Raw genomic sequence first — 22,332 nt, 5'->3', positions numbered from 1 at the left:
TGCGATGGCTGAGAGGCTGACCTGAATTTGGCCCCGCCATTTTAAGGCTGACCGCCGAACGCGGTCGAAAACATACATCTGAGGAGTTATTCAATGCGTACTTTCAATCTGTCGAGCCGTAACGTGGTTCTGGCCCTGACCGGCGCGGCCTTTCTGCTGGCTGGTTGTGAAACCGTCGATACCAGCAATGGCGTCAAGACGAGCAGCAAGACCAAGTCCGGCGCCCTGATCGGCGCAGGCGCAGGCGCCGTATTGGGCGCCCTGTCCAACAAGAACGACCGCCGCAAGAACGCCGTCATTGGCGCCGGTATCGGCGCGCTGGCCGGTGCGGGCGTTGGCGCCTATATGGATCGCCAATCCAAGGACCTGCGCGCCCAACTGGAATCGCGCGGCGTCTATGTCACCCGTCAAGGAGACAACATCATCCTGAACCTGCCGTCGGATGTGACCTTCTCGACCGGCAGCGCCGATATCGCCGGTTCTTTCCTGCCGGTGCTCGATGACGTCGCCACCATCCTGAACCAGTATCCTTCGACCTATATCGACGTGGTCGGCCATGCCGACAGCCAGGGTTCGGACGCGTTTAACCTCGACCTGTCCGAGCGCCGCGCCAACGCTACGGCCGGCTATCTGGTGGCGCGCAAGGTCAAGAGCGAGCGTATCTATGTCGCCGGCATGGGTGAAACGCGCCCGATCGCCAGCAATGATACCGCTGAAGGCCGCGCCAAGAACCGTCGCGTTGAGATCACCCTGCGCCCGGTGGAATAAGACTTATTTACCCTGTTTTTTGAGGGAATATCAAAGTTACGGGTTTAGATTGGCGGCATGGAAACACCATGCCGCTTTTCGCTTTTAGGGGCTGAGGTCGATAGAGTGACCCCTGCCTGTGTGATGGAGTTCGTTGGCCGCAAGGTGGCGGCGAAGGAGCGCGCCATCGTGGCCAATCACAACCTGCACAGCCTTTATCTGTTTCAGAAGCGCGCCGACATGCGTGCCTTTTACGAAAAGGCCGATCTGATCGAGATCGATTCGACGCCGATGATCGCCTGGGCCAAACTCATGGGCCATCCGGTATCGCGTGATCATCGCTGCACCTATCTCGATTTCCGCGAAGATTTCTGGGCGCTGGCGCAAACGCATAACTGGCGTGTCTATCATGTCGGTGGTGAGGCCGCGCACAATGACGCCTCAAAGGCGGCGATCCTTGGGCGTTTTCCGAAGGTGCATCTCGACCTGCATACCGGCTTTTTCGACATGAAAGGGGCGGATAACGACGCCCTTCTGGCTGATCTGAAGGCGAAACGTCCGGACGTCCTGCTGGTCGGGATGGGCATGCCGCGCCAGGAAACATGGATTCTCGCTAATCTTGAGCGCCTGCCCGATTGCGTCATCCTGCCGGTCGGGGCCGCCTTTGATTATGAGGCTGGCGTCATGTACACGCCGCCGCGCTGGACGGGCCAGCTCGGCATCGAATGGCTGGTCAGGTTCTTCCATGAGCCTCAGCGCCTTTTCGAGCGCTATTTCATCGAACCGTGGTGGCTTATACCGCAAGCCTTACGCGATGTATGGCGTCGCCGCTCGATTGCCTGAGAGATCAGTGCGTTGTTAATCTCCATTAACAATCATAGTTAACGCCGCTTTAACCGCACACGGGCAAACTGCCGGCCACGGACGGATCGCGTCCGGATGTCAGTATCAAGGCGCCAGATGACCGCACTTCTTCATCGTGATTTCTCGCCACAGACCGATCCGGTCAAGAACAAGGTCGTGCTGATCACCGGCGGCACCGGCTCGTTCGGCCGCCGCATGGTCCAGACCCTGCTGGAGACATATGATCCGCGCAAGGTGATCATCCTGTCACGTGACGAACTCAAGCAATACGAGATGAAGAACGAGCTGGAAGAGCGCTTTGACAAGGTGAAAATGTCGAAGATGCGCTTCTTCCTGGGCGATGTGCGCGACCGCGACCGCCTGAACATGGCCTTTCGCGGCGTCGATCTCGTCATCCATGCGGCGGCGCTGAAGCAGGTGCCGGCGGCTGAATATAACCCGTCGGAATGTATCGCCACTAATATCAATGGTGCGGAGAATGTGGTGGCCGCCGCGTTTGCCGCCCACGTGAAGAAGGTGGTGGCGCTCTCCACCGACAAGGCATGCTCGCCGATCAATCTCTACGGCGCCACCAAACTGGCCTCTGACAAGATCTTCGTCGCCGCCAACAATATGTCGGGTGATATCGGTACGCGTTTCTGCGTGGTGCGCTATGGCAATGTCGTCGGTTCGCGCGGTTCAGTGGTGCCCTTCTTCAAGCGCCTGCTGGAAAAAGGCGCGACTGACCTGCCGATCACCGATCCCCGCATGACGCGCTTCTGGATCTCGCTCGATCAGGGCGTGGCCTTTGTCCTGTCCTGTCTGGAGCTGACACAGGGCGGTGAGATTTTTGTGCCGAAGATCCCAGCGACCCTGGTCACCGATCTGGCCACCGCCATGGCGCCGGAGGCCACCCAGACGGTTATCGGCATCCGTCCCGGTGAGAAGCTGCACGAGATGATGATCTCGGCCGATGACTCCCGCTCGACCTACGAGCTCGACGACCGCTATGTCATCGAGCCCGAATTCGCCGAATATACCCGCAAGAGCTTCTCCAAGGTGCGCGGCATCAGGAAGGTCGATGAGGGCTTCTCCTATGCCAGCGACAACAATGAAGAACGTCTGGACGCCACAGGCATCAAGGACATGATGAAGGCGTATCTGTCGTGAGGGTTTGTTTCACTTTTTCCTCCCCTGCGAAGCGGGAACCTTCGTTCCGAGAGAGGTGTCGAGCAAGCGTAGCGCGTCGAGACGGAGGGGGCGTTTTTGTTAGCGCGGCTTACCCCCTCCGACAGCGACACCGGTCCTGCGGACCTCGCGCTGCCACCTCCCCCGCTTCGCAGGGGAGGAAAAGATGACCTTTCTTCCCTATGGCCGCCAGTCGATCAGCGAGGCCGATATTGAGGCGGTCGTGGCGGCTCTGCGCTCCGATTTCCTGACCACCGGCCCTCTGGTCGAGCGCTTCGAAAAGGCGCTGGCCGATGCCGTGGGCGCCAAGGAGGCCGTGGTGGTTGCCAATGGCACGGCGGCCCTGCATCTGGCGGTCATGACCGAGGAACTGTCGGCGCGCTGCGCGGTGATCGTGCCGGCCATCACTTTCGCCGCCTCGGCCAATTGTGTCGCCTACTGCGGTGCGCCGGTGATCTTCGCCGATGTCGATCCGGTCACCGGCCTGATCACCGATGAAAGCTTCGATGATGCGCTTAAAATCCTGGAGCGCGACCATCATGGTTATCGTCTCGGTGGGGTCATTCCGGTTCATTATGCCGGCCGGCCCGTCGATCTTTCTCATATTCATGACGTATGCGGCGCGCGCGGTTCGTTCGTTATCGAAGACGCCTGCCACGCCATCGGCACGGTGGGGCCGCAAGGGGCTGTCGGCAGTTGTCAGGCCTCCAACATGGCCTGCTTTTCATTCCACCCCGTCAAGACCCTGACCACCGGCGAGGGCGGGGCGATCACCACCCATGATCCGGTGCTGGCGAAACGCCTGCGCGCCTTGCGTTCACACGGAATCGAGCGCGATCCGGTGCATTTCGTAGGTCTGCGTTATGACGGCGAAGGCGATACCGGCCCGTGGGTCTATGAGCAGCAATGCCTTGGTTATAACTATCGTTTGCCGGACCTGAATTGTGCGCTCGGCCTGTCGCAATTGCAGCGTTTGCCGGACTTCGCAGGCCGCCGCAAAACCCTGGTCAGGGCCTATCAAGCCGCACTGGAAGAAACGAACATTCCGGTAAACTGGAAGTCTTCGGAGCATGATGCGGTGTTCCATCTTTTCGCGGTGAACATCGATTTCGCGGGTCTCGGCACCACGCGCGCGGCCGTCATGTCTGGTTTACGCGAACGCGGCATCGGCACCCAGGTGCACTACATTCCGGTGCATCGCCAGCCGTGGTGGCAGACCCATGCGCTGGCGCAGCGTGCGCTGCCAGGCGCTGATTGTTTCTATCAAAACACACTCTCTTTACCGCTTTATGCTGACATGAGCGATGATGACCCGGCGCGGGTCATTGAGGCGTTGCGTGAGGTGCTGGGATGAGTCTGGAAGTTGTTATTGATGGCCGCAAGATCGGCGCCGATCATGAGCCCTATATCATTTGCGAACTCTCCGGCAATCACAACGGCTCGCTCGATCGCGCCCTGAAAATGATCGATGCGGCGGCCGAGACCGGCTGTGACGCCATCAAGCTCCAGACCTATACCGCTGACACCATCACCCTGGATTCTGACCGGCCGGAGTTTTATCTTCATGGCGGCCCGTGGGACGGCCGTTCGCTTTACGAACTGTATGAGGAAGCCCACACACCGTGGGACTGGCATCCGGCGCTGTTCGAGCGGGCTAAAAAACACGGCGTGACGATGTTTTCATCGCCCTTCGATGAAACAGCGGTTGATCTGCTGGCGGGGCTTGAGGCGCCGGCCTACAAGATTGCCTCGTTCGAACTGGTTGATCTGCCGCTCGTCGCTTACGTGGCGCAACAGGGCAAGCCCATGATCATGTCGACAGGCATGGCCAATGCGCGTGAGATCGATGCGGCGGTCCAGACCGCGCGCAAGTTCGGCACCGGCGAGATCATCTTGTTGCATTGTGTATCGGAATATCCGGCCAATATCGCTGACGCCAATGTCCGCACCGTGCCCGATCTTGGCCGCAAGTTCGGCTGCGTCTCGGGTCTGTCCGACCATACTTTCGGCACGGCGGCCAGCGTGGCGTCGGTGGCGGTGGGCGGCTGTGTGATCGAAAAGCACTTTACCCTCGCCCGCGCGGACGGCGGTCCTGATTCCGGCTTTTCGCTGGAACCTGCCGAGTTCGCGGCGCTGGTGCGTGACTGCAAGGACGCCTGGCGGGCGCTGGGTCGCGTCCATTATGAGACGCTCGGCACCGAGCAGGGTTCGAAAACCTTCCGGCGCTCGCTCTATGTGGTGAAGGACGTCAAGGCCGGCGAGGCGCTGACCAAGGACAATATACGCTCGATCCGGCCCGGCCTCGGGCTGCCGCCCTCACGCCTGTGGGACGTGGTCGGCAAGGCGGCCAGCCGTGACCTGATGCGCGGTGAGCCGCTCGCCGACGACATGATCTCTCTTTAGCTCAAACGCCGCGTGGCTGCCTCGCACCGGCTCGGGCGGGTATTAGTCCGCGGCCGTCGCCTTGACCGTCGGCCGGAACGGGTTCCAGCCCTTGCGCATCTTCAGGAACGGGCGCTCGTAATAGGCGTAGGACAGGGTGGCGATGACCAGGGTGACAGGCACGATGGAAAACATTGAAAAGCCAACAAGAAGGCGTTCCCAGTATTTTCCCGGCACGAACAGCCGCAACTAGCCGAACTTACCCGCCTGATAATCGGCATAGGCCTGATGGATTTCCTGCACGGTGTTCATGACGAAGGGGCCGTGCGCGACGATTGGCTCATTGATCGGCGCGGCGTGTCCGAACAGAAGCACGCTGTCTTTTACCGCTTCGATATCGACCAGATCGCCCTCGCCAAATTCGACCAGGTTGAAGTGACTGACATCGGTGCCATTGACCGCGACATCACCGCGCACGACATAGCAGAAGACATCACGGCCAGTGAGACCGTCGAACACGATCCGGCCGCCCGTCTTCATATCGAGCGTGGTCATGAAGACGCCGGTCAGGGAGGTAATCGCACCTTTAAGGTCGCGCCATTCGCCGGAAATGAGATTGAGCGTCACCCCTTCGGCCTCGATGGTGGGAATCTGGCTTATCTGCACGCCCGTATAGCGCGGCGCGGTCATTTTCAGATGTGACGGCAGGTTGACCCAGAGCTGGAGAATCTCCATCGGGCCGCCGGCGCGTTTGAAGGCTTCGGGCGATACTTCTTCGTGGACGAGACCGCTGCCGGCCGTCATCCACTGCACACCGCCGGCGTGAATGACGCTCTCGTGGCCGCCGGAATCGCGGTGGGCCAGATCGCCTTCCAGGATGAAGGTCACGGTCTCGAAGCCGCGATGCGGATGCGGGCCGAACGGCAGGCCGCGATTGCCTGGCGCGTAGGTCTGCGGGCCGTGGTGATTGAGGAAGAGAAAGGCGCCGATATTGTTGAGCCGTCGGCTGGGCACGGGGCGGCGCGTCACCAGATCGGCGATATCATCGCGCGTGGCGGGATGCAGGTCGAGAACCGGTTTGGTCGTCATGTCAGGTACTCCTTTACAAGCGGGCGCACGCTGACCGTATATGACACAGAGGTCAAGCGGCAGGCCATGCGAAGGTCATAATTTTAGGGTACGTTACCGTCTACAGTTGGAGCTGAGCGTATGAAACATCCTCTTTTACTATGCGGCATCGCAGCCGGCGCCTTTGTGATGCTGGCCCAGCCCGTTCTGGCGCAGGAGATGCGTCCCTACAGCCAGGTCGAGTTACAACAGGCGTATGAACGCGGTCGCGCCGATCAGGCGCGCGACACACGCAGCGCCACCACCCTGCCGCGGGACCAGCCCGATGGCTACTGCTATCAGCGTCAGGCCAGCGCCCGCGCCACCGGCACAATTGTTGGCGCTGTTTTGGGCGGAATGGTTGGCAACGGTCTGTCTGATCGCTGGAACCGTAGCGGGAATACGATCGGCGGCGCCATGGTCGGCGGTCTTTTAGGCTCGTCAGTCGGCGGTGATAGCGTGGCCTGCTATCGGGACGCCTACTACGCCTATGACGATGGCTATTATGCCCCGCCACCCCCGCCGCGCGGCTATGTCACCGTTTTTTACAGCAGCCGTCCGTCCTATGGCTATGGCCACGTCTATCGCCGCCCCTATGGTTATGACCGCCCCTATTACGGTCACCGCTACCGCTGGTAAGGTGAGCGGCCCCTAAAATTTTAAGCCCGCGAAGCCTGAGACAGCTTCGCGGGTTTTTGTTTGAGGTTGAGAAAGGAGAGCTCTATCAGGAGGTAGGTCAGGCAGGCGATGAGCAGGCCGAGGTATTGCTCGTCTTGCGGTGAGACCTCTCCTAATAGCCATACCGCCAGCAGGATGCCGAAATAGATCGGCAGGATGCACAGGGCGCGCAAGCCATCCAGCCCGGCGATCGCCTTGCGCTTAAGCAAGGGGCCGGTGACCCCATGGTTCTAAAAACCTCGGTAGCATATCGCCCCCGCACTGGCACTACCCTTAACGGATGTGATAAGTCGCCCGTCATGACCGCTTTCGAGACCGCCCTTTACTGGCTTGACTATGCCGCCGTCGCCGTTTTCGCCGCATCGGGCGCTTTGGCCGCCGCGCGCACACGTCAGGATATCGTCACCTTCGGCTTCTTCGCCGCCATTACAGGCGTCGGCGGCGGCACCATGCGCGACCTGCTGATCGGTGCGCCGGTCTTCTGGGTGCAGCGGCCCGGCTATATTGTGGCCTGTCTGGTGGCGGCCGTAGGGGTTTGGATCTTCGCCAGGCGCGGCTGGCGTTTCCGTGCGCTGTTGTGGCTCGACGCCGTCGGGCTGGCGGCCTATGCGGTCGTCGGAACGGCCAAGGCGCTGAGCCTCGGCGTTCACCCCTTCTCGGCGATCATCATGGGGGTTCTGACCTCGTGTTTCGGGGGGGTGATCCGTGACGTGCTGGCCGGAGAACCTAATCTGCTGATGAGCCGTGAAATCTATGTCACGGCGGCCCTGCTCAGCGCGGGCGTCTTTGCGGGTATGACCCTGATGGGGGCCGATTTCTGGCTGGCAGCTCTGGTCGGATTTTTCGCCGGCGTGGCCCTGCGGGCCTGCGCCATCCGCTACAATCTGCGCCTGCCAGGCTTTGCGCAGGGCGGTGGTGAGACGGAATACTAAAGCGCCGATCTGGTTGGATCAGATCGGCGCTCTACTTCTTTGCTTTACGCGCTTTTTCATCCGAAAAGTGCGTCACACTTTTCGGAAAGCGCTAACCACCTTTCAGCACGCGGTAAGTCACTTCCGCGACCTCCCAGTCTTCGGGCGTATCGATATCGACCACCTGAGTACGCGGCAGGATGACCGGCGCGGAGATGGGGGAGAAGGCGGTTTCACCGTTCACCCAGGCGTCGCTCCAGCCCCAGTAGAACTGTGCGGCATCATGATAGGCGGGTTCCAGATCCTGTGAACGTTTGGTCAGGTTTTCCGGCCAGAACATATCGACGCTGCCATCGGCTGTCTTTTTCAGGGCGCGCTGGATCGGAAAGGCGTACGAGGTGACGGAAAAGGCGAAGCGCTTGCCCTGCAATCTGTCCCAGCCTTCTTTCAGGCGTTCGGGATCGAGCAGCGGGGCGGTGGCGTAGATGCAGCAGGCGGCGTCATAGGCCATGCCGTGCTGAGAGAACCATTGGAGCGCATGGACGACGACCGCGCCGGTGCCGGCATGATCATTGGCGAGATCGGCCGGGCGCATGAAGGGGATATCGGCGCCGAAGGACCGCGCCACATCAGCGATTTCCTCGTCATCGGTCGAGACAATGATGCTGTCGAACAGGCCGGACTCTTGCGCCGCGCGGATGGAATAGCCGATCATCGGCTGGCCGAAAAATGGCTTGATGTTCTTGCGCGGAATACGTTTTGAGCCGCCGCGGGCGGGGATGATGGCGACCCGTTTCATACAAGCGCAATCCGACAAGGTGCCGCCACTTTTCGGATAAAGTGCGCGACCAAGCAGGAAACTGAAATGAGGTTATTCTTCATAAAAGTCTCATTTCAGGAAGAGCTTGTTGATATAGGGGTCGTGCTGCGGCAGGCGTTCCATCAGCGGCTGTTTGGGCGACAGCGGCGACGGGTAGAGATTATACTCGATCGCCAGCAGCAGGCGCGGCTTGTCCGCCGGCAACTGCCCTTTATGGAAGCCATAGACATCCTCAAGGAACCACGAACCGGCCGGCGCAGTGATGGTCTCGATGGCGTCCGCGCCGAAGGCCTCGATGATGGCGTCGTCGGTCTGGGCCTTGCCACTTTCCAGCCGGCGATCCTGATGCGAACCCCTGACGTATGTGTGCGGGCCGGACGTCGCGTCGATATCGGTCAGATAGTAGAAAGCCTTGAAACAGCGCGAACAGTCGTAATCGCGGTGAAAGCGCTGGACGCCCTTGGCGGTGTTGCGGCCGGGATAGCCCCAGGCGGCCCCGATATTGTCGATTACCGGCTTGCAGCCGAGATAGGCCTCGGCCACGGCCAGAATATCCGGACTATTCATCAGGTCGAGCATATGCGGTGCGCGCAGCACCTCTTCCCAGGTATAATAACCGATATTGATCTCATCAGACGGCGGCTGATTCCAGTCGAAAAGACCAAGGTGCGGGCGATAGGGATCGTGGCACGGGGTAGCCTTGAAATAGCTGACAAGATCGCTGAGCACGCCGGCCGGCAGGGGCGGTTGCAAACCCGTAAGGCCGTCGTGGCGCAACTGGTCATGCAGGATCGCCTGAGCGTCGGTTGGCCTCAAGCCCGGCGTTTTGGGCGAAAAGGCCGCAAGTGTGCGGGAGAAGCCGTTGCGCTGATCGAGCCCCAGCACCGGCAGCAGGTCATAGGCCGGGTTGCGGGCGTCTTCGCGGGCGCGCTGAAAGAAGCGCTGCCAGGTAGGCACGCGTGTCTTCAGGCGCTCGGTTAACGAAACCATGACAGGCCCGACTTTCTACAGGCCGACGAGCGCCGCCAGGTCGTTCAGGGTCTTAGCGTCCTTCAGCTTTTCGGCATCAACGATCTGGTCCATATCGCTATCGACCATGGCGACGAACGAGATGACCGACAGGCTGTCCCAGTTGCCGATATCATTGATGGTTTCAGCGCCGGTAAGGCCGGCGGGATCGGCTTCGAGGATCTCGGCGACGGCGGCGAAAAAGGCGGGCTTATCCATGGGGGTACTCCGGAAACGTAAGGCTTCAGTGAAATCCTGATTCCGTCAATATTCCCTTAAAGGGTTAATGCGAAGTGTTATGGTGGGGTCGCGCAAGCGAATCACCAATAAGCGTTGCGTAATTGAGGTGCGGTCATGACCGAGGCAATTCTGAAAGGCGTCAGTTTACGTGGCATACGTGCCTGCGTGCCGGCGCAAACGCGCACCCTGGCCGAGGAAAACCTGATCCCCGACGAGGCGGAGCGCGAACGCCTGATCGGCACGATCGGTGTGCGTTCCCGTCATATCGCCCGCCCGGATATTCTGACCTCAGATCTGTGCCAGAAGGCGGCCGATGGCCTGCTCGACGAACTGGGCTGGGCGCGCGACAGTATAGATGTGCTGATCATGGTGACGCAAAGCGCCGATTTCGTCATTCCCTCCACCGCCTGTGCCCTGCAGGCGCGCTTGGGGCTGGGTTCCTGCCTCGCCTTCGATATCAATCTCGGCTGTTCAGGCTATGCCTATGGCCTGTGGACGGCGGCCTCGCTTATGCAGACCCTGAAAGTCTCCGGACGTCCGGCGCGGGCTCTGGTTCTGGCCGGTGATGTCAGCACCTCGAAGCTGCTGGAAGGGGACCGTAGCACCATTCCGCTGTTTGGTGACGCCGGCTCGGCCACGGCGCTGGAAATTGATCCGCAGGCGGACGATATGCCAAATTCTCACTGGTACGGTGTCTTTGGCACCGATGGTTCCGGTGCGGCGCATATCATGGTCGAAGCGGGTGGTTTGAAGCACCCATTGCTGCCGCCGAAAGAGCCGCACAGTCCTGAAAAACTTGAGGAGCTGTACCGCAAGTCGCGCCTGCACCTTAACGGCACAGAGGTTTTCAATTTCACACTGAAAAACGTGCCGGGCCTGGTCAAAGCGATCTTTGAGACGTCAGGCACGACGATCGAAGACGTCGATTACGTCCTTTTCCATCAGGCCAATGTCTTCATGCTCAACCATTTGCGCAAGAAATCCGGCCTGCCGGAAGACAAGGTGCCGGTGGCCATGGAAACCTTCGGCAACACCTCGTCGGCCTCGATTCCGCTGACCATCGCTGCGAAACTGTCTCAGATTTTCGACAAGCCGCAAAGCCTGATCATGATGGGTTTCGGCGTCGGCTGGTCGTGGAGCGCCATCAAGTTGACCGTCGGCCCCATGCCGGCCCCGCAGATCGTCGAGCTGGCCTGATGCCTGATTCCACTATGAAGTCGCCGCTGGGCCGCCCAGGATATATTCAAGCCGCCTCTTATGGGGATGCGGACGTGTTGCGCCTTGAGCTGGATCACATTTTCAAGTCATCATGGCTATGTGTGGGCTTTGCTAACGACCTGCAAAATCACAACGACTTCATAACCTTCCAGGTCGGCCCGCACAGCCTTGTCGTGCAGAATTTCAAAGGCGTGCTTAAAGCGTTCCGCAACGTGTGCTCGCACCGCTTTTCACGTCTCCAAACCGAGCCTTGCGGTAACCGGGCGCTGACCTGCCCCTATCACGGCTGGCGCTACGACGGCGAAGGGCGGCCGGTGGGCATTCCGCAGAACGAAACGGCTTTCGGGCTCGTTGATTCCGACAGGGCTGCGCTGGCGCTGGAATCGTATGAGATGGACACGGTTGGCCATTTCGTCTTTGTGCGGATGAATTCGCCAGGGCCTTCGCTGAAGGCGTTTCTGGGCGAGGCCTGGGAGGCCTTGGCGCACGTATCGGACATCTGCGTCGAACGGATCGAGCAGATCAGCTACGAGGTAGGGGCTAACTGGAAGCTGGGTGTTGAAAACGGTATCGAGGCCTATCATCACCCGCTTGTGCATTCTGACACTTTCTCGAATGTTCTGCAGCAGGACATCCTAATGAACGTCTATGGGCCGCACTGTACGCACGAGGGCGCGCTGACGGCGCGTTCGCGGCGGTGGTGGGATACGATAGCGGACAAGGCGCGATTGGAGCTCAGTGATCGCCAGAGGGACTATGTCAGCTTCCTGATCTTTCCTAATGTCGTCACCACTTTCACTGCGGGCGCCCTATTCACCTTCCAGACCCTGACCCCTATCAACGCCTCGCGGTTCCGGTTGAATTCCTCAAGTTGGCTGGCTGCTGGATCAGGAGCTGCGCGCCCGCTGGTGATCGGATCGTTGAATGCCTTTAGCGCCAGGGTGCGTGACGAAGATCTGAAGATCTGCGAGATCGCGCAGTCTGGTGTCGCTGAGCGAGGTATAGACCGCCCCCCATTTCTGGGTGAGGTCGATAACAGGGTGCGTCATTTCCAGGCCGCATATGCCGAACGTATGGAGGCCCAGCATGTATGAACAGCGCCTTGGTCACATTCCGCCCAGCTCTTACTGGCGCGATGATGTTCTCAATGAAGAGATGGCACGCATCTTTAAGCCATCGTGGCTGTGCGTCGCCTTTACTGACGACTTGTCCAGTGACCGCGACTTCGTGACTTGCGAAATCGCCGGACACAGCATTGTCGTGCAGAATTTCAAAGGTGTGCTGAAGGCTTTTCGCAATGTCTGCTCGCATCGTTTTTCGCGTATCCAGACGGAGCCATGCGGCAACCGGCCGCTCACATGCCCTTATCATGGCTGGAGCTATGATGCCGAGGGCCGTCCCCATGGCATACCCCAGAATGCCGCCGCTTTCGGGTTGAGCGAGGAAGATCGCACTGCACTGGCTTTGAGCGCATATGAGTTGGAGGTGTGCGGTCGCTTCGTCTTTGTCCGCATGCAGCCTGGTGGGCCTGGTTTACGCGATTTCCTGGGCCGGATTTATGATGATCTGGTGCATTTCACTGAGGTCTGTCCGAAACAAATCAGCCGAACGACCCTTGAATGGGAGGTTAATTGGAAGATAGGCATGGAGAATGCCGCCGAGGGGTATCATACCCGCATGATTCATCGTGATAGCCTGGATCCGACTCTTCAGGACGACTTGCTGGTGGAAACGATCGAGGACCATACGGTCTTTTATCGCAGCCTGACGCAAAAGACGCAGAAGTGGTGGGACCACGTGGCGCGCGTGGTGCATATGCAGGTTAGTGACCGTTTTCCCAAAAGCGTTAACTGGGTTATTTTTCCAAATATCGTAATCCTGGCCACGCACGGCGCATCCTTTGTTTTCCAGACATTCGAGCCTGTCTCGGCTTTACGCTTTCGCTTCAAGTCGACCTATTGGATGGCGGACAGCCGTTCAGGTGCTGCCACGGACATCATTGCCAGAAACCTGGCCGAATTCAGCGAACGTGTGATGGGCGAGGATCACGGTGTCTGTACCTTGGTACAGGCCGGCGTGCAGGATGTGCCGACTGAGCGTCCGCCTCTGTTGGGTGAGCCGGAAGGCCGTATCGCTCATTTCCAGAAGGCCTATGCCAGGCGCATGGAGGTCGTGATATGATATTTAATCCCATGTCTCTCGAAGGCCGGACCATCCTCGTGACCGGCGCCACCAGCGGCATCGGCAAAGCGACGGCCATCTATCTGTCGAAGCTGGGCGCGCGCGTCGTGGCTTCGGGGCGCAACCAGGCGCGCTTGGACGAAACATTGGCATCGTTAGAAGGTCATGGCCATATCGGCCGTCTGTTCGATCTCTCTGATCTTGATGCCATCGTGCCGTGGCTGAAAGCCTTGTGCGCTGACATCGGGCCGCTCAACGGCATCGCCCATTGCGCCGGCGTGCAGGCCACCAAGCCGATCCAGTCGATCAACTCCGCCTTCGTGATGGACGTCCTGACGCAGAATCTCGGCGCGGCCCTGATGTTGGCGCAGGCCTTCCGCCTCAAGGCCTGCCACGGTTCTCCGGCCTCGCTGGTCTATTGCTCGTCCTCGGCGGCGCTACGCACAGCGCCCGGCAATGTGGTCTATGCGTCATCCAAGGGCGGCATCGTTTCAGCGGTCAAGGGACTGGGCGTCGAACTGGTGCGCGATGGCGTGCGGGTCAACGCAGTGGCGCCGGCCATGGTCGATACGCCTATGTCGGATCAGTTTCGCACCATCCTCTCGGAAGAGAATTTCAAACGCGTGGTCGATATGCACCCGCTTGGCCTCGGAAGGCCGGACGATGTCGCCGCCGCGATCGCTTTCCTGCTGGCCGATACCTCGCGCTGGATCACCGGTTCGATTCTGTCCGTAGACGGAGGATTTCTGGCGTGAACGCACATGCGCCGATCAAGCCGTCGCGTAAAATCAGTCTGTCGCTGTCGGAAAAGCACAGCCACGGACCGCTCAGCTATCTCGAAATGGGCAATCCGGAGGGTGAAACCGTGGTCTTTGTCCATGGTTTCGGCGCCGACCTCCTGACCTGGCAACTGTGCCTTGTGCCGCTCGCCGCGACATACCGCCTGATCGCGCTGGATCTGCCGGGCCATGGCCGCGGCGCGCCCGATGTCGGCGATGCGTCGCTGGCCTTTATGACCGGCTGGTTGAAAGAGGCGTTCGATGTGCTCGATATTGCGTCCGCGCATATCGTTGGCCATTCCATGGGCGCCAAGATCGCGCTCGGTTTTGTTTTGAGCCACGCGGAGCGCGTCAAATCGCTGTCGCTGATCGCACCGGCGGGGCTTGGCGGCAATTTCCACCTAGACGCGCTGGATGCCTTTTTGGGCGGTGACGATGCTGAAGCCCTGGCGCGTCAGTTGCTTGGGCCGCGCGGGCAAAATCTCGGCGCGTCCCTGACCGCCTCATTGCAAAATGCGGCGGCCGATCCGGTGCGTCGTGAGGGGTTGAAAGCTTTGCTCGGCAACGCCAAGGCCTATGGTCTGGCGCTTTCGCCCGAAGGTTTTGACTGGAAACGCGTGATGTGTCCGGTTCAGATCATGTGGGGCGACCACGACCATTTGATCCCCATGCCACAAGCGCATCGCCTGCCCACATCTGCGCCCTTGCACCTGATCAAAGGCGCGGGCCATCTGCCGCATATGGAGGCCTCTGCCACCGTTGTCGCTCACCTGAAGGAATTTTTGCCGTAATGACTGCCCTCGACATGATCCGTGAAGACCTTCGCACGCTCCTGCATGATAAGGGCGCGCAGACCGGCGAGATCAACGCCGATACGCCGCTTCTCAATGGTCCCTATGATATCGACAGCCTCGATCTGGCGACGCTTGTGGTGACTCTGGAAGAAAAAACCGGCCTGACGCCCTTCGCCAACGGCTTTGTGCTGTTCCATACGGCAGGGGAACTTGCTGCCCTGTTTGGCGGCTGAAATGGACGCCCTGAACCCCGGTTTCACCCTGATCGAAGGTGATCATACGCTTTCGAGCGACGATTTACGTCCGGATGGCGTGGCGGTCGTCGAGGTGGCGAAAACGGGTGTAAAGGGTGTGGTCGCCGCGCTTCTGGGAACCGGCGATGTTTTCATGGTGCGCGACGCATCGGTGCCGCTGCCACAAGCCGCTGAGGATAAGGTGTGGCTGCAGACGTCCGGTACGACCGGCGCGCCAAAATGGGTGGGGCATAGCCGCGACCGTCTGAAAGCACGGATCAGGGCCGGTGGTGACCGGGCGCGCTGGCTCCTGACCTTTCATCCGGGGAGTTTTGCCGGCCTTCAGGTGCTCCTCACCGCCATGGCCGGCGGTCATGTCCTGATCGCACCGGGCCATGGTGCCAGCATCGCCGATATGGCCGATCTGGCGGTGGCGGAACAGGCCACGCATATTTCGGGAACGCCGACCTTCTGGCGCGCCTTCCTGATGGCGCTCGGTGACCGATCGCTGACCCTCAAAAGCGTGACCCTGGGCGGTGAGGCCGCCGATCAGACCCTGCTGGATGCTGTGAAAGCGCGCTTCCCGCAGGCGATCCTTCGCCACATCTACGCCACGACCGAGGCCGGCACCGTCTTTTCGGTGCAGGACGGCCTGGCAGGTTTCCCCCGCGACTGGCTGAACGATGAGCTGTCCGTCACCGGAGAGGGCACGCTCAAAGTGAAAGGGCTCGATACCGGCGATATGGTCGAGCTGACGCCAGATCGTGTTCTCTTCAGGGGACGTCGAGACGCCATGGTCAATGTGGGTGGTGTCAAGGTCTATCCGGAAGTGGTGGAATCATACCTGTTAGAACTTTCGTCCATACAAGATGTGCGCGTTTCCGCGAGGCCTAATCCCATCACAGGCCATGTGCTGGTGGCGGATATCGTGCTCAAGCCAGATTCCGGTTTTGATGAAGCGCAAATCAAGGCACACTTGCAGGGGCTGCCGCGTGCGCAGCGTCCGGTCAGCCTGCGCTATGTCGACGCGCTCGATATCGGCGCCACCGGCAAGAAATCGAGGTCCGTATGAATGAGGTTCCGCACAAATGGCTGATCGTCAGCGGCGTCAGCCGGGGGCTGGGTCTGGCTCTAGCGCGCGACCTGCTGGCGCAGGGCTATGGTGTGGCCGGTTGCAGCACCACCTTTGGCGAGGATTTGCAGGCGCTGAAGGATGTCCATGGGGGCAAGTTCGTCTGGCAGGCGGTCGATATGGCCGATACAGCCGCCATCGAGGCTTTTGTCGGCAGCGCGGTCGCGGCCTTTGACGGTCAGCGCCTGTGGGGCGTGGTCAATAATGCCGGCATGTCGGTCGAAGGCATCCTGTCCACCCTGCCGGTCAGCGACATAGAGCGCGTCCTGCGGGTCAATCTGACCGGCGCGATCTGTCTGGCGCGGTCGGCCCTGCGGCGCATGATGAAGACGCGCAAACCCGGCCGCATCATCAATATTTCCTCGATCACGGGCCTGCGCGGCTATACGGGCCTGAGCGCCTACGCGGCGTCCAAGGCCGGACTGGATGGATTTTCCCGCGCCTTGTCGCGTGAGGTCGGGCGCATCGGCATCACCGTCAATTCGGTGGCGCCGGGCTATATGAAGACGGCGCTGTCCGAAGGTCTGGACGACCGGCAACTCGACCAGATCGTCCGCCGCACCCCGCTTGGCCGGTTGTGCGAGCTGGCCGATATCGTTCATCTGGTGCGCTTCCTGCTGTCCGAAGATGCCGGCTTTATTACAGGGCAAACCCTGGTGGTTGACGGGGGGCTCACGTCCTGATGGTCAGTTTCACAGCCAGAGCCCCGAAACTGTGTGGGATCGTCACCGCCATGCCGGAGGCTGTCAGCGAGAACGCCGACTTGGCGGCCAGTTTTGGCGCCGAAACCATGGCCAAGATCATGGCCGCCACGGGCATCGAGCGCCGTCCGGTCGCCGATCGTCATACGGTCAGCCAGTTGGGCGAGGCCGCGGCTGTGGTGCTGCTGGAAAGGCTGGGCTGGGCGCCTGACAGCATCGGTCTGCTGATCGTGGTGACCCAAACGCCCGATTATCCACTGCCGGGTACCGCCAGCCTGTTGCAAAACAGGCTGGGACTAGCCAAATCGACAGCGGCTTTCGATATCAGCCTGGGGTGTTCCGGCTATGTCTACGGGCTTTCGGTCGCCCATGCGATGATGCAGTCCGGCAACATCCGGCGCGCGCTTCTGGTGACGGGCGATATTACCTCGCATATGATTTCGGAGTCGAATCGTGCGCTGGCGCCTTTGTTTGGTGACGCCGTGGCGGTGACGGCGCTTGAGCTTTCCGAGCACGGACAGATCGCGTTTGACCTGGGTTCCGATGGTTCCGGCGCGCCCTATCTGATCTCAAAAACCGGCGGTCTGGCCGAACCTGGCACGCCGGAACTCTTCATGGACGGCACACAGGTCATGGCGTTCTCGCTCAAGCAGGTGGCGCCTTCGATCGAACGCGCGCTCCATGAGGCCGGCAAGAGCATTGGCGATATGGACTATGTGGTGCTGCATCAGGCGAACGCCATAATGCTGAAAACGCTCGGCCAGAAGATCAAGGCGCGCGAGGACCAACTCGTCTATGCCGTACGTGACTTCGGCAATACCACATCGACCTCGATCCCTTTGGCATTGTGTGATCACCTGAGCAAGGTGGCCACGGCCCCGCAGCTGACCTTGCTGTTGTGCGGTTTCGGCGTTGGCTGGTCGTGGTCTACGGCGGTGTGGCAAACCGAGGCGCCGCTCTGTCACGATATCATCCGGGTGGCCTGATGCGGCTGTTTATTCGCACCGAAGCCTCGACCCAGATCGGCCTTGGTCACTTCATGCGCTGTTTCGCCATCGCCGAAGAAGCACGGGCCCAAGGCATCGAGGTCACCTTCCTGCTCAATGAACTGGGTGAGGCGGCCATGGCGCGGCTGGAAGAGATCGGCGCCAAGGGTGTCCGCATCGATGGTCCTCTGGGCAGCGCCGCCGATTTCATGGCCATCGCGGATCTGGATTTGACGCGCAAGGATTGGCTGCTGATCGATAGCTATGCGGCTACTGAGGACTATATCGCCCTGCAAAGCCAGGCCGTGCGGGTAGCTGTTCTGGATGATCTCAATGTGCTCGAACGCTTCGATTGCGACCTGCTGATCAATCCGGCGCAGTCGGCGAAACCGGCGGATTACGAGCGAAAAACACGCGCAAGGCTAAGGCTTGGGCCTGACTATGCCCTGATCCGCAAAGAGTTCACCGAAGCCTTTCCGGATAGCGCGGACGCGCCATTCGTTACCATCATGTTTGGCGGCAGCGACCCTGCACAGCTCACAAGCCGTTGTGTAGAAGGGATCTATGGAAACATAGAAAGTGTCCACGTGAGGGCAGTCGCGGGACCTGCCAATGTTCATACAGATGATCTAACAAAATTAGAACAAAAGTTAGAACATTATCGCCTATACGCCTCTCCCCCAAGTGTAGCAAGAGTTTTGGCCGGCAGCGCCTTGGTGATCACGGCGGCAGGGGGGAGTGTCGGCGAGGTGGCGGCCATGGGCCTGCCGGCGCTGGTTCTGGTGGTCTATGACAATCAGGCGGCGGCGCTCAAGGCCTGCCCCTATCCGGTGATCGATGCGCGCGGCGGACTGCCCAATGATCTCGGTGCGCAGGTCAAGGCGCTGCTGGATGACCCGGCGCGTCTGGCCGAGATCGCCCGTATCGCTCATGCCGTGGTCGATGGTGAAGGGCCGCGCCGAATTGTGGAGGCCTTGCGCCATGTATAGTTTTCTCAGCTACCGCCGTATCACACCCGATGACGCCCAGATGCTGCTCGACTGGCGCACCGCGCCGCATATCACGCAATATATGCTGACCGATGTGCCCTACGATATCGAGCGCCAGAAAGCCTGGATCGAGCGCTGCAACACGCGTGACGATTATCAGCACTGTATCATCCGGATCGAAGGCCGCGACGTCGGCTACGCGTCGATTACCGTCACCGACCGGGTTTCCGGTGTAGGTGAACTCGGCGTCTATATTGGGGAAGCTTCCGCGCCCAAAGAACTGACCATCTATAATTTCGTTGGCACCCTCAACCATGCCTTCTTCACCATGGGGCTGCACAAGATCGTCAACCATGTCGTGGCCTGGAATGAGCGCACCCTGCGACTTCAGCAGTTTAACGGCTATCGCCATGTCGGTGTGTTGAAGGATCACGCCCTGAAGGATGGCGTGCGCCATGACCTGCATATTTTCGAGCTGTCGGCGGCGCACTGGGCGGATTTCCGCAAAAAATTTCCGCACGAGGGTAACTGGTGGGGCGAAGAGACCGTATATAAGGGGCAGTAAGTTTCCTCCCACCTGTAAAAAGGACGGGAGAAGAAAGGTAAGTCAAGATGACCAAATCTTCGCTCGGATTCGACCTCACCCCGCCCACGGCAGAGCAAAAGCAGCAACTGGCCGCACGGCTTGATCCGGAAGCCCGCCGTATCCTGCTCAATGCCGGCACCGAACCGGCCTTCTGCGGCAAGTTCGACGAATACGAAGAAGAGGGCGCCTATGTCTGCAATCTCTGCGACCTGCCGCTCTTCGACAGCCACGCCAAGTTCCATTCGGGCTCCGGCTGGCCAAGCTTTTATCAAGGCATCGACAAGGATCATATCCGCAACATTGTCGACCGTTCTCATGGTATGACGCGGATCGAGATCCGCTGCGCCCGCTGCGATTCACATCTTGGCCATGTCTTTGAAGACGGCCCCAGGCCCACCGGCCTGCGTTACTGTTTGAATTCGGTGGCGATGGAGTTCATTCCCGAAGGCCAGCCCCTGCCGGACCGCCTGGGCCGTGGGGCACCCGAGGGCGACGTGCTCAAGCTCTGAAAGCTCCAAAATACCCGCATACCGCTTGTAAGTAAGAAATTCACGTTTGCACAGCATAGTCTCTCTCTTCTGAGGGATGGTACACATGCAGAAGCTGTTGCAATGGGTTGTCAATCTTAAGGCGCGGACCCTGTTCACGATGGTGTTCGTGTCTGGTATCGTCCTGATGCTGGCCGTGATGGTGCTGCTCCATACGTCGCTGGCGATCGTCACCGAGAAGACCAACGATATTGATACCCACCGGGCGCAGGAAACGGCGCAGGCCGCCCTCACGACGCAGACCGCCAGCCTGACCGAAACCCTGCAGGACAATGCCGTGTGGAATGGTGGTCAGGAACAGATCTATGGCCGCGGTCTTGAATCGCAATGGCTGCGTTCGACCTGGGGCGGCAAGGCCAGAGATCGCAACGGTTATGACGGTGTCTATATCCTTGATGAACAGTACCGCATCCTGTGGGGGGCCTCGCGCGGCAAGGCCTATATGCGTGGTGGGCTGGAACGTTTCGGCAAGGACTTCAAAGCGCAGGTAGAGCGCAAGGGCGCTCTGTTGCGCGATGGCAAGGGCGTGGTGACAGGCTTTTCCAAAACCCGTTCAGGCCCGGCTCTGGTCGCCATGACCCTGATCCGGCGTTCGGATTCCGGCATTGCCAATCTGGGCACCGTGCGGCGTTATCTGGTTATGACGCGCCACCTGACACCGGCCAGACTTAGCGCTATGAGCGAGACCTTTGGGCTGGCCGGTTTGCGTCTGGCCCCGGCGGCGGAACAGGTTGCGCCGGCTTATGCTTTGCGTGGCGAGGCCGGCAAGGTTGGCCAACTGACCTGGACGGAGCGTCGGCCCGGCAAGGAGGCTGCGCGTGCGGCGTCGGGCAGTATTCGCAAAGTCGCTGGCGTTACGGCGCTGATTATCCTGATCTTTGTTTTGGTCAGCTCTTTTGCCCTCTATAAAATGGCCAAGAGCGAGAAACTGGCGCGGACCCTGGCCCTGACCGATGGCCTGAGTGGCTTGCCCAATCGCCGGGCGCTGTTCGAACTGGTGCAGAAATCCAGATTCGGCGGGACTTCGGTCTACAAGACCGTCGTTTATCTCGATCTCGATGGCTTCAAGGAGGTCAATGATATCTACGGTCACGCCATCGGCGACAAGCTTATTGTGATGGTGGCAGCGATGCTGAAAAGCAAGCTGCCGCCCGGCGCCATGCTGGCGCGCATGGGCGGTGACGAATTCGCCATGGTGCTGACAGGGGCCGAGGCCATGAAGCCCTGCCTGGACTTTGCCCAGAGCGTCCTCGATTTTTTCGCGCGGCCCGTCCACATAGACGAACGCAGTCTGCATGTTGGCGCCAGTATCGGCATCGCCACGGCGGATATCAAGGCGGTGCGCAGCGAGGAACTGTTCCGCCGCGCCGATATGGCGATGTATGAGTCCAAGAGCGCCGGCAAGAACCGCATCACCCTCTATGACGCCACGCTCGATGCCGAGCGCCTGCGCAAGACCGACATCGAGGATGGTATTCGTAAAGGTCTGGAAAATGACGAGTTCGATGTCGTTTATCAGCCGATCGTCGAGGCCCGCAGCGGTGTGATCAGCAGCGTCGAGGCGCTGGTGCGCTGGCCGCGACGGCCCGAAGGGGCGATGATGCCGGATCAGTTTATCGATGTCGCCGAGTGCAGCGGTCTGATCCATCCGCTGGGCCAGTTCGTGCTGCGCAAGGCCTGTCTCGATCTCGGCGCCGTGCCGGGTTTGCGCCTGAGCGTCAACCTGTCGCCGGCACAGTTCCGTGATCCGGAGCTGGAGGCCAAGGTGGCGAAAACCCTTGAGGAAACTGGCTTCCCGGTGGAGCGGCTGGAACTGGAAGTGACCGAGGGCTACCTGATCGAAAATCCGGCGCGGGCTGTCGCCGCCATCGCCAATCTCAAGGCGCTGGGGCTTTCGATGGCGCTTGATGATTTCGGCACCGGCTATTCGAGCATCGGCTATCTGCGCCGCTATGCCTTCGACAAGATCAAGATCGACAAGTCACTGGCCGGAACGGTGGACCGCGATCCACAGGCCGCCGCGCTTGTGGCCGGCACCGTCGCCATCGCCCAGGCCCTGCATATCTCGGTGACGGCCGAGGGCGTCGAGACCGAGGATCATGTGCGTCTGCTGAAACTGGCCGGCTGTCAGTATCTGCAGGGCTTTTACTACAGCCGACCGAAACCGCTGGCGGAGGTCTTGGCGTGGTGCAAAGACACAACCGAAACGTCGGTGGCTTAAGAATTAGAGCGCTGATTTGATTGGATCAGATCGGCGCTCT

General features: G+C 60.2%; 26 protein-coding genes. 20 read left to right on the top strand and 6 right to left on the bottom strand.

Features of this window, described 5'->3' with window-relative positions:
- Window positions 1–93: 93 nt before the first annotated feature.
- The 5 genes from B060_RS0104155 (at window position 94) to pseI (ending at window position 5,181) form a co-directional block, all read left to right on the top strand.
- Window positions 94–768 carry a YiaD family glycine zipper/OmpA-like lipoprotein gene (locus B060_RS0104155; RefSeq protein ID WP_018080495.1) on the top strand — a complete coding sequence of 225 codons (675 nt, stop codon included), beginning with the start codon at window positions 94–96 and terminating at the stop codon, window positions 766–768.
- Between the two features lie 57 nt (window positions 769–825).
- Window positions 826–1,590, top strand: a complete 765-nt coding sequence (locus tag B060_RS0104150) for a WecB/TagA/CpsF family glycosyltransferase (protein ID WP_026172587.1) — start codon at window positions 826–828, stop codon at window positions 1,588–1,590.
- Between the two features lie 117 nt (window positions 1,591–1,707).
- Complete coding sequence (pseB, locus tag B060_RS0104145) at window positions 1,708–2,760, top strand: UDP-N-acetylglucosamine 4,6-dehydratase (inverting) (RefSeq protein WP_018080493.1); 1,053 nt, start codon at window positions 1,708–1,710, stop codon at window positions 2,758–2,760.
- A 184-nt stretch (window positions 2,761–2,944) separates the two neighbouring features.
- The gene (gene pseC, locus B060_RS0104140; RefSeq protein WP_018080492.1) at window positions 2,945–4,132 is read left to right on the top strand and encodes a UDP-4-amino-4,6-dideoxy-N-acetyl-beta-L-altrosamine transaminase; all 1,188 of its coding nucleotides are present in this window, start codon (window positions 2,945–2,947) and stop codon (window positions 4,130–4,132) included.
- Window positions 4,129–5,181, top strand: a complete 1,053-nt coding sequence (pseI, locus tag B060_RS0104135) for a pseudaminic acid synthase (protein WP_018080491.1) — start codon at window positions 4,129–4,131, stop codon at window positions 5,179–5,181. The genes pseC and pseI overlap by 4 nt, the downstream gene beginning before the upstream one ends.
- Before the next feature lie 42 nt (window positions 5,182–5,223).
- Here the strand turns inward: pseI and B060_RS28190 are convergent, their stop codons facing one another.
- Window positions 5,224–5,355, bottom strand: a complete 132-nt coding sequence (locus B060_RS28190) for a hypothetical protein (RefSeq protein ID WP_269078006.1) — start codon at window positions 5,353–5,355, stop codon at window positions 5,224–5,226.
- A gap of 54 nt (window positions 5,356–5,409) precedes the next feature.
- Entirely contained in the window at window positions 5,410–6,249 is an 840-nt protein-coding gene (locus B060_RS0104125) for a pirin family protein (protein ID WP_018080489.1), read from the bottom strand.
- 120 nt (window positions 6,250–6,369) lie between these two features.
- Between B060_RS0104125 and B060_RS0104120 the strand changes: the two genes are divergently transcribed.
- Window positions 6,370–6,906: a glycine zipper 2TM domain-containing protein gene (locus B060_RS0104120; RefSeq protein WP_018080488.1), complete on the top strand. Its 537-nt coding sequence runs from the start codon at window positions 6,370–6,372 to the stop codon at window positions 6,904–6,906.
- A 20-nt stretch (window positions 6,907–6,926) separates the two neighbouring features.
- Here B060_RS0104120 and B060_RS0104115 read toward each other — a convergent pair whose 3' ends face one another.
- Window positions 6,927–7,154, bottom strand: coding sequence for a hypothetical protein (locus B060_RS0104115; RefSeq protein WP_018080487.1), 228 nt, complete (start codon window positions 7,152–7,154; stop codon window positions 6,927–6,929).
- Between the two features lie 90 nt (window positions 7,155–7,244).
- Here B060_RS0104115 and B060_RS0104110 point away from each other — a divergent pair, with 90 nt between their 5' ends.
- Window positions 7,245–7,877 (top strand): trimeric intracellular cation channel family protein, encoded by a 633-nt coding sequence (locus tag B060_RS0104110; RefSeq protein WP_018080486.1) that lies wholly within the window; start codon window positions 7,245–7,247, stop codon window positions 7,875–7,877.
- A 91-nt stretch (window positions 7,878–7,968) separates the two neighbouring features.
- Here the strand turns inward: B060_RS0104110 and pseF are convergent, their stop codons facing one another.
- From pseF to B060_RS0104095, 3 genes are all read right to left on the bottom strand, one after another.
- A complete protein-coding gene (pseF, locus tag B060_RS0104105; protein ID WP_018080485.1) occupies window positions 7,969–8,655 on the bottom strand; it encodes a pseudaminic acid cytidylyltransferase in 687 nt (228 codons plus the stop codon).
- 90 nt (window positions 8,656–8,745) lie between these two features.
- Window positions 8,746–9,666: a phytanoyl-CoA dioxygenase family protein gene (locus B060_RS0104100; RefSeq protein ID WP_018080484.1), complete on the bottom strand. Its 921-nt coding sequence runs from the start codon at window positions 9,664–9,666 to the stop codon at window positions 8,746–8,748.
- Between the two features lie 15 nt (window positions 9,667–9,681).
- Window positions 9,682–9,903: a phosphopantetheine-binding protein gene (locus B060_RS0104095; RefSeq protein WP_018080483.1), complete on the bottom strand. Its 222-nt coding sequence runs from the start codon at window positions 9,901–9,903 to the stop codon at window positions 9,682–9,684.
- 135 nt (window positions 9,904–10,038) lie between these two features.
- On the opposite strand from B060_RS0104095, the gene B060_RS0104090 reads away from it, so the two are divergent.
- The 13 genes from B060_RS0104090 to B060_RS0104030 all read left to right on the top strand — a co-directional run bounded on the left by B060_RS0104090 (window position 10,039) and on the right by B060_RS0104030 (window position 22,292).
- Window positions 10,039–11,121, top strand: a complete 1,083-nt coding sequence (locus B060_RS0104090) for a 3-oxoacyl-ACP synthase III family protein (RefSeq protein ID WP_018080482.1) — start codon at window positions 10,039–10,041, stop codon at window positions 11,119–11,121.
- A 14-nt stretch (window positions 11,122–11,135) separates the two neighbouring features.
- On the top strand, window positions 11,136–12,236 hold the full coding sequence (locus B060_RS0104085) for an aromatic ring-hydroxylating oxygenase subunit alpha (RefSeq protein ID WP_035422986.1): 1,101 nt from the start codon (window positions 11,136–11,138) through the stop codon (window positions 12,234–12,236).
- On the top strand, window positions 12,229–13,323 hold the full coding sequence (locus B060_RS0104080) for an aromatic ring-hydroxylating oxygenase subunit alpha (RefSeq protein WP_018080480.1): 1,095 nt from the start codon (window positions 12,229–12,231) through the stop codon (window positions 13,321–13,323). Before B060_RS0104085 ends, B060_RS0104080 begins: the two co-directional genes overlap by 8 nt.
- On the top strand, window positions 13,320–14,078 hold the full coding sequence (locus B060_RS0104075; RefSeq protein WP_018080479.1) for an SDR family NAD(P)-dependent oxidoreductase: 759 nt from the start codon (window positions 13,320–13,322) through the stop codon (window positions 14,076–14,078). Before B060_RS0104080 ends, B060_RS0104075 begins: the two co-directional genes overlap by 4 nt.
- Window positions 14,075–14,893, top strand: a complete 819-nt coding sequence (locus B060_RS0104070) for an alpha/beta fold hydrolase (RefSeq protein WP_018080478.1) — start codon at window positions 14,075–14,077, stop codon at window positions 14,891–14,893. The genes B060_RS0104075 and B060_RS0104070 overlap by 4 nt, the downstream gene beginning before the upstream one ends.
- Entirely contained in the window at window positions 14,893–15,129 is a 237-nt protein-coding gene (locus B060_RS0104065) for an acyl carrier protein (RefSeq protein WP_018080477.1), read from the top strand. Before B060_RS0104070 ends, B060_RS0104065 begins: the two co-directional genes overlap by 1 nt.
- Before the next feature lies 1 nt (window position 15,130).
- Complete coding sequence (locus B060_RS0104060) at window positions 15,131–16,201, top strand: AMP-binding protein (protein WP_018080476.1); 1,071 nt, start codon at window positions 15,131–15,133, stop codon at window positions 16,199–16,201.
- A complete protein-coding gene (locus B060_RS0104055) occupies window positions 16,198–16,944 on the top strand; it encodes an SDR family NAD(P)-dependent oxidoreductase (RefSeq protein ID WP_018080475.1) in 747 nt (248 codons plus the stop codon). Before B060_RS0104060 ends, B060_RS0104055 begins: the two co-directional genes overlap by 4 nt.
- Window positions 16,944–17,948: a ketoacyl-ACP synthase III gene (locus tag B060_RS0104050; RefSeq protein ID WP_018080474.1), complete on the top strand. Its 1,005-nt coding sequence runs from the start codon at window positions 16,944–16,946 to the stop codon at window positions 17,946–17,948. Before B060_RS0104055 ends, B060_RS0104050 begins: the two co-directional genes overlap by 1 nt.
- A complete protein-coding gene (gene pseG, locus B060_RS0104045) occupies window positions 17,948–18,937 on the top strand; it encodes a UDP-2,4-diacetamido-2,4,6-trideoxy-beta-L-altropyranose hydrolase (protein WP_018080473.1) in 990 nt (329 codons plus the stop codon). Before B060_RS0104050 ends, pseG begins: the two co-directional genes overlap by 1 nt.
- Window positions 18,930–19,502, top strand: a complete 573-nt coding sequence (locus B060_RS0104040; protein WP_018080472.1) for a GNAT family N-acetyltransferase — start codon at window positions 18,930–18,932, stop codon at window positions 19,500–19,502. The genes pseG and B060_RS0104040 overlap by 8 nt, the downstream gene beginning before the upstream one ends.
- A 47-nt stretch (window positions 19,503–19,549) precedes the next feature.
- Window positions 19,550–20,032, top strand: coding sequence for a peptide-methionine (R)-S-oxide reductase MsrB (gene msrB / locus B060_RS0104035; RefSeq protein WP_018080471.1), 483 nt, complete (start codon window positions 19,550–19,552; stop codon window positions 20,030–20,032).
- Window positions 20,033–20,117: 85 nt separating this feature from the next.
- Window positions 20,118–22,292 (top strand): bifunctional diguanylate cyclase/phosphodiesterase, encoded by a 2,175-nt coding sequence (locus tag B060_RS0104030; protein WP_018080470.1) that lies wholly within the window; start codon window positions 20,118–20,120, stop codon window positions 22,290–22,292.
- The last annotated feature ends 40 nt before the right edge of the window (window positions 22,293–22,332 follow it).

The organism is Asticcacaulis benevestitus DSM 16100 = ATCC BAA-896, assembly GCF_000376105.1.
GTDB classification, from domain to species: Bacteria; Pseudomonadota; Alphaproteobacteria; order Caulobacterales; family Caulobacteraceae; genus Asticcacaulis; species Asticcacaulis benevestitus.
This window is presented reverse-complemented; position numbering and strand designations above follow the sequence as displayed.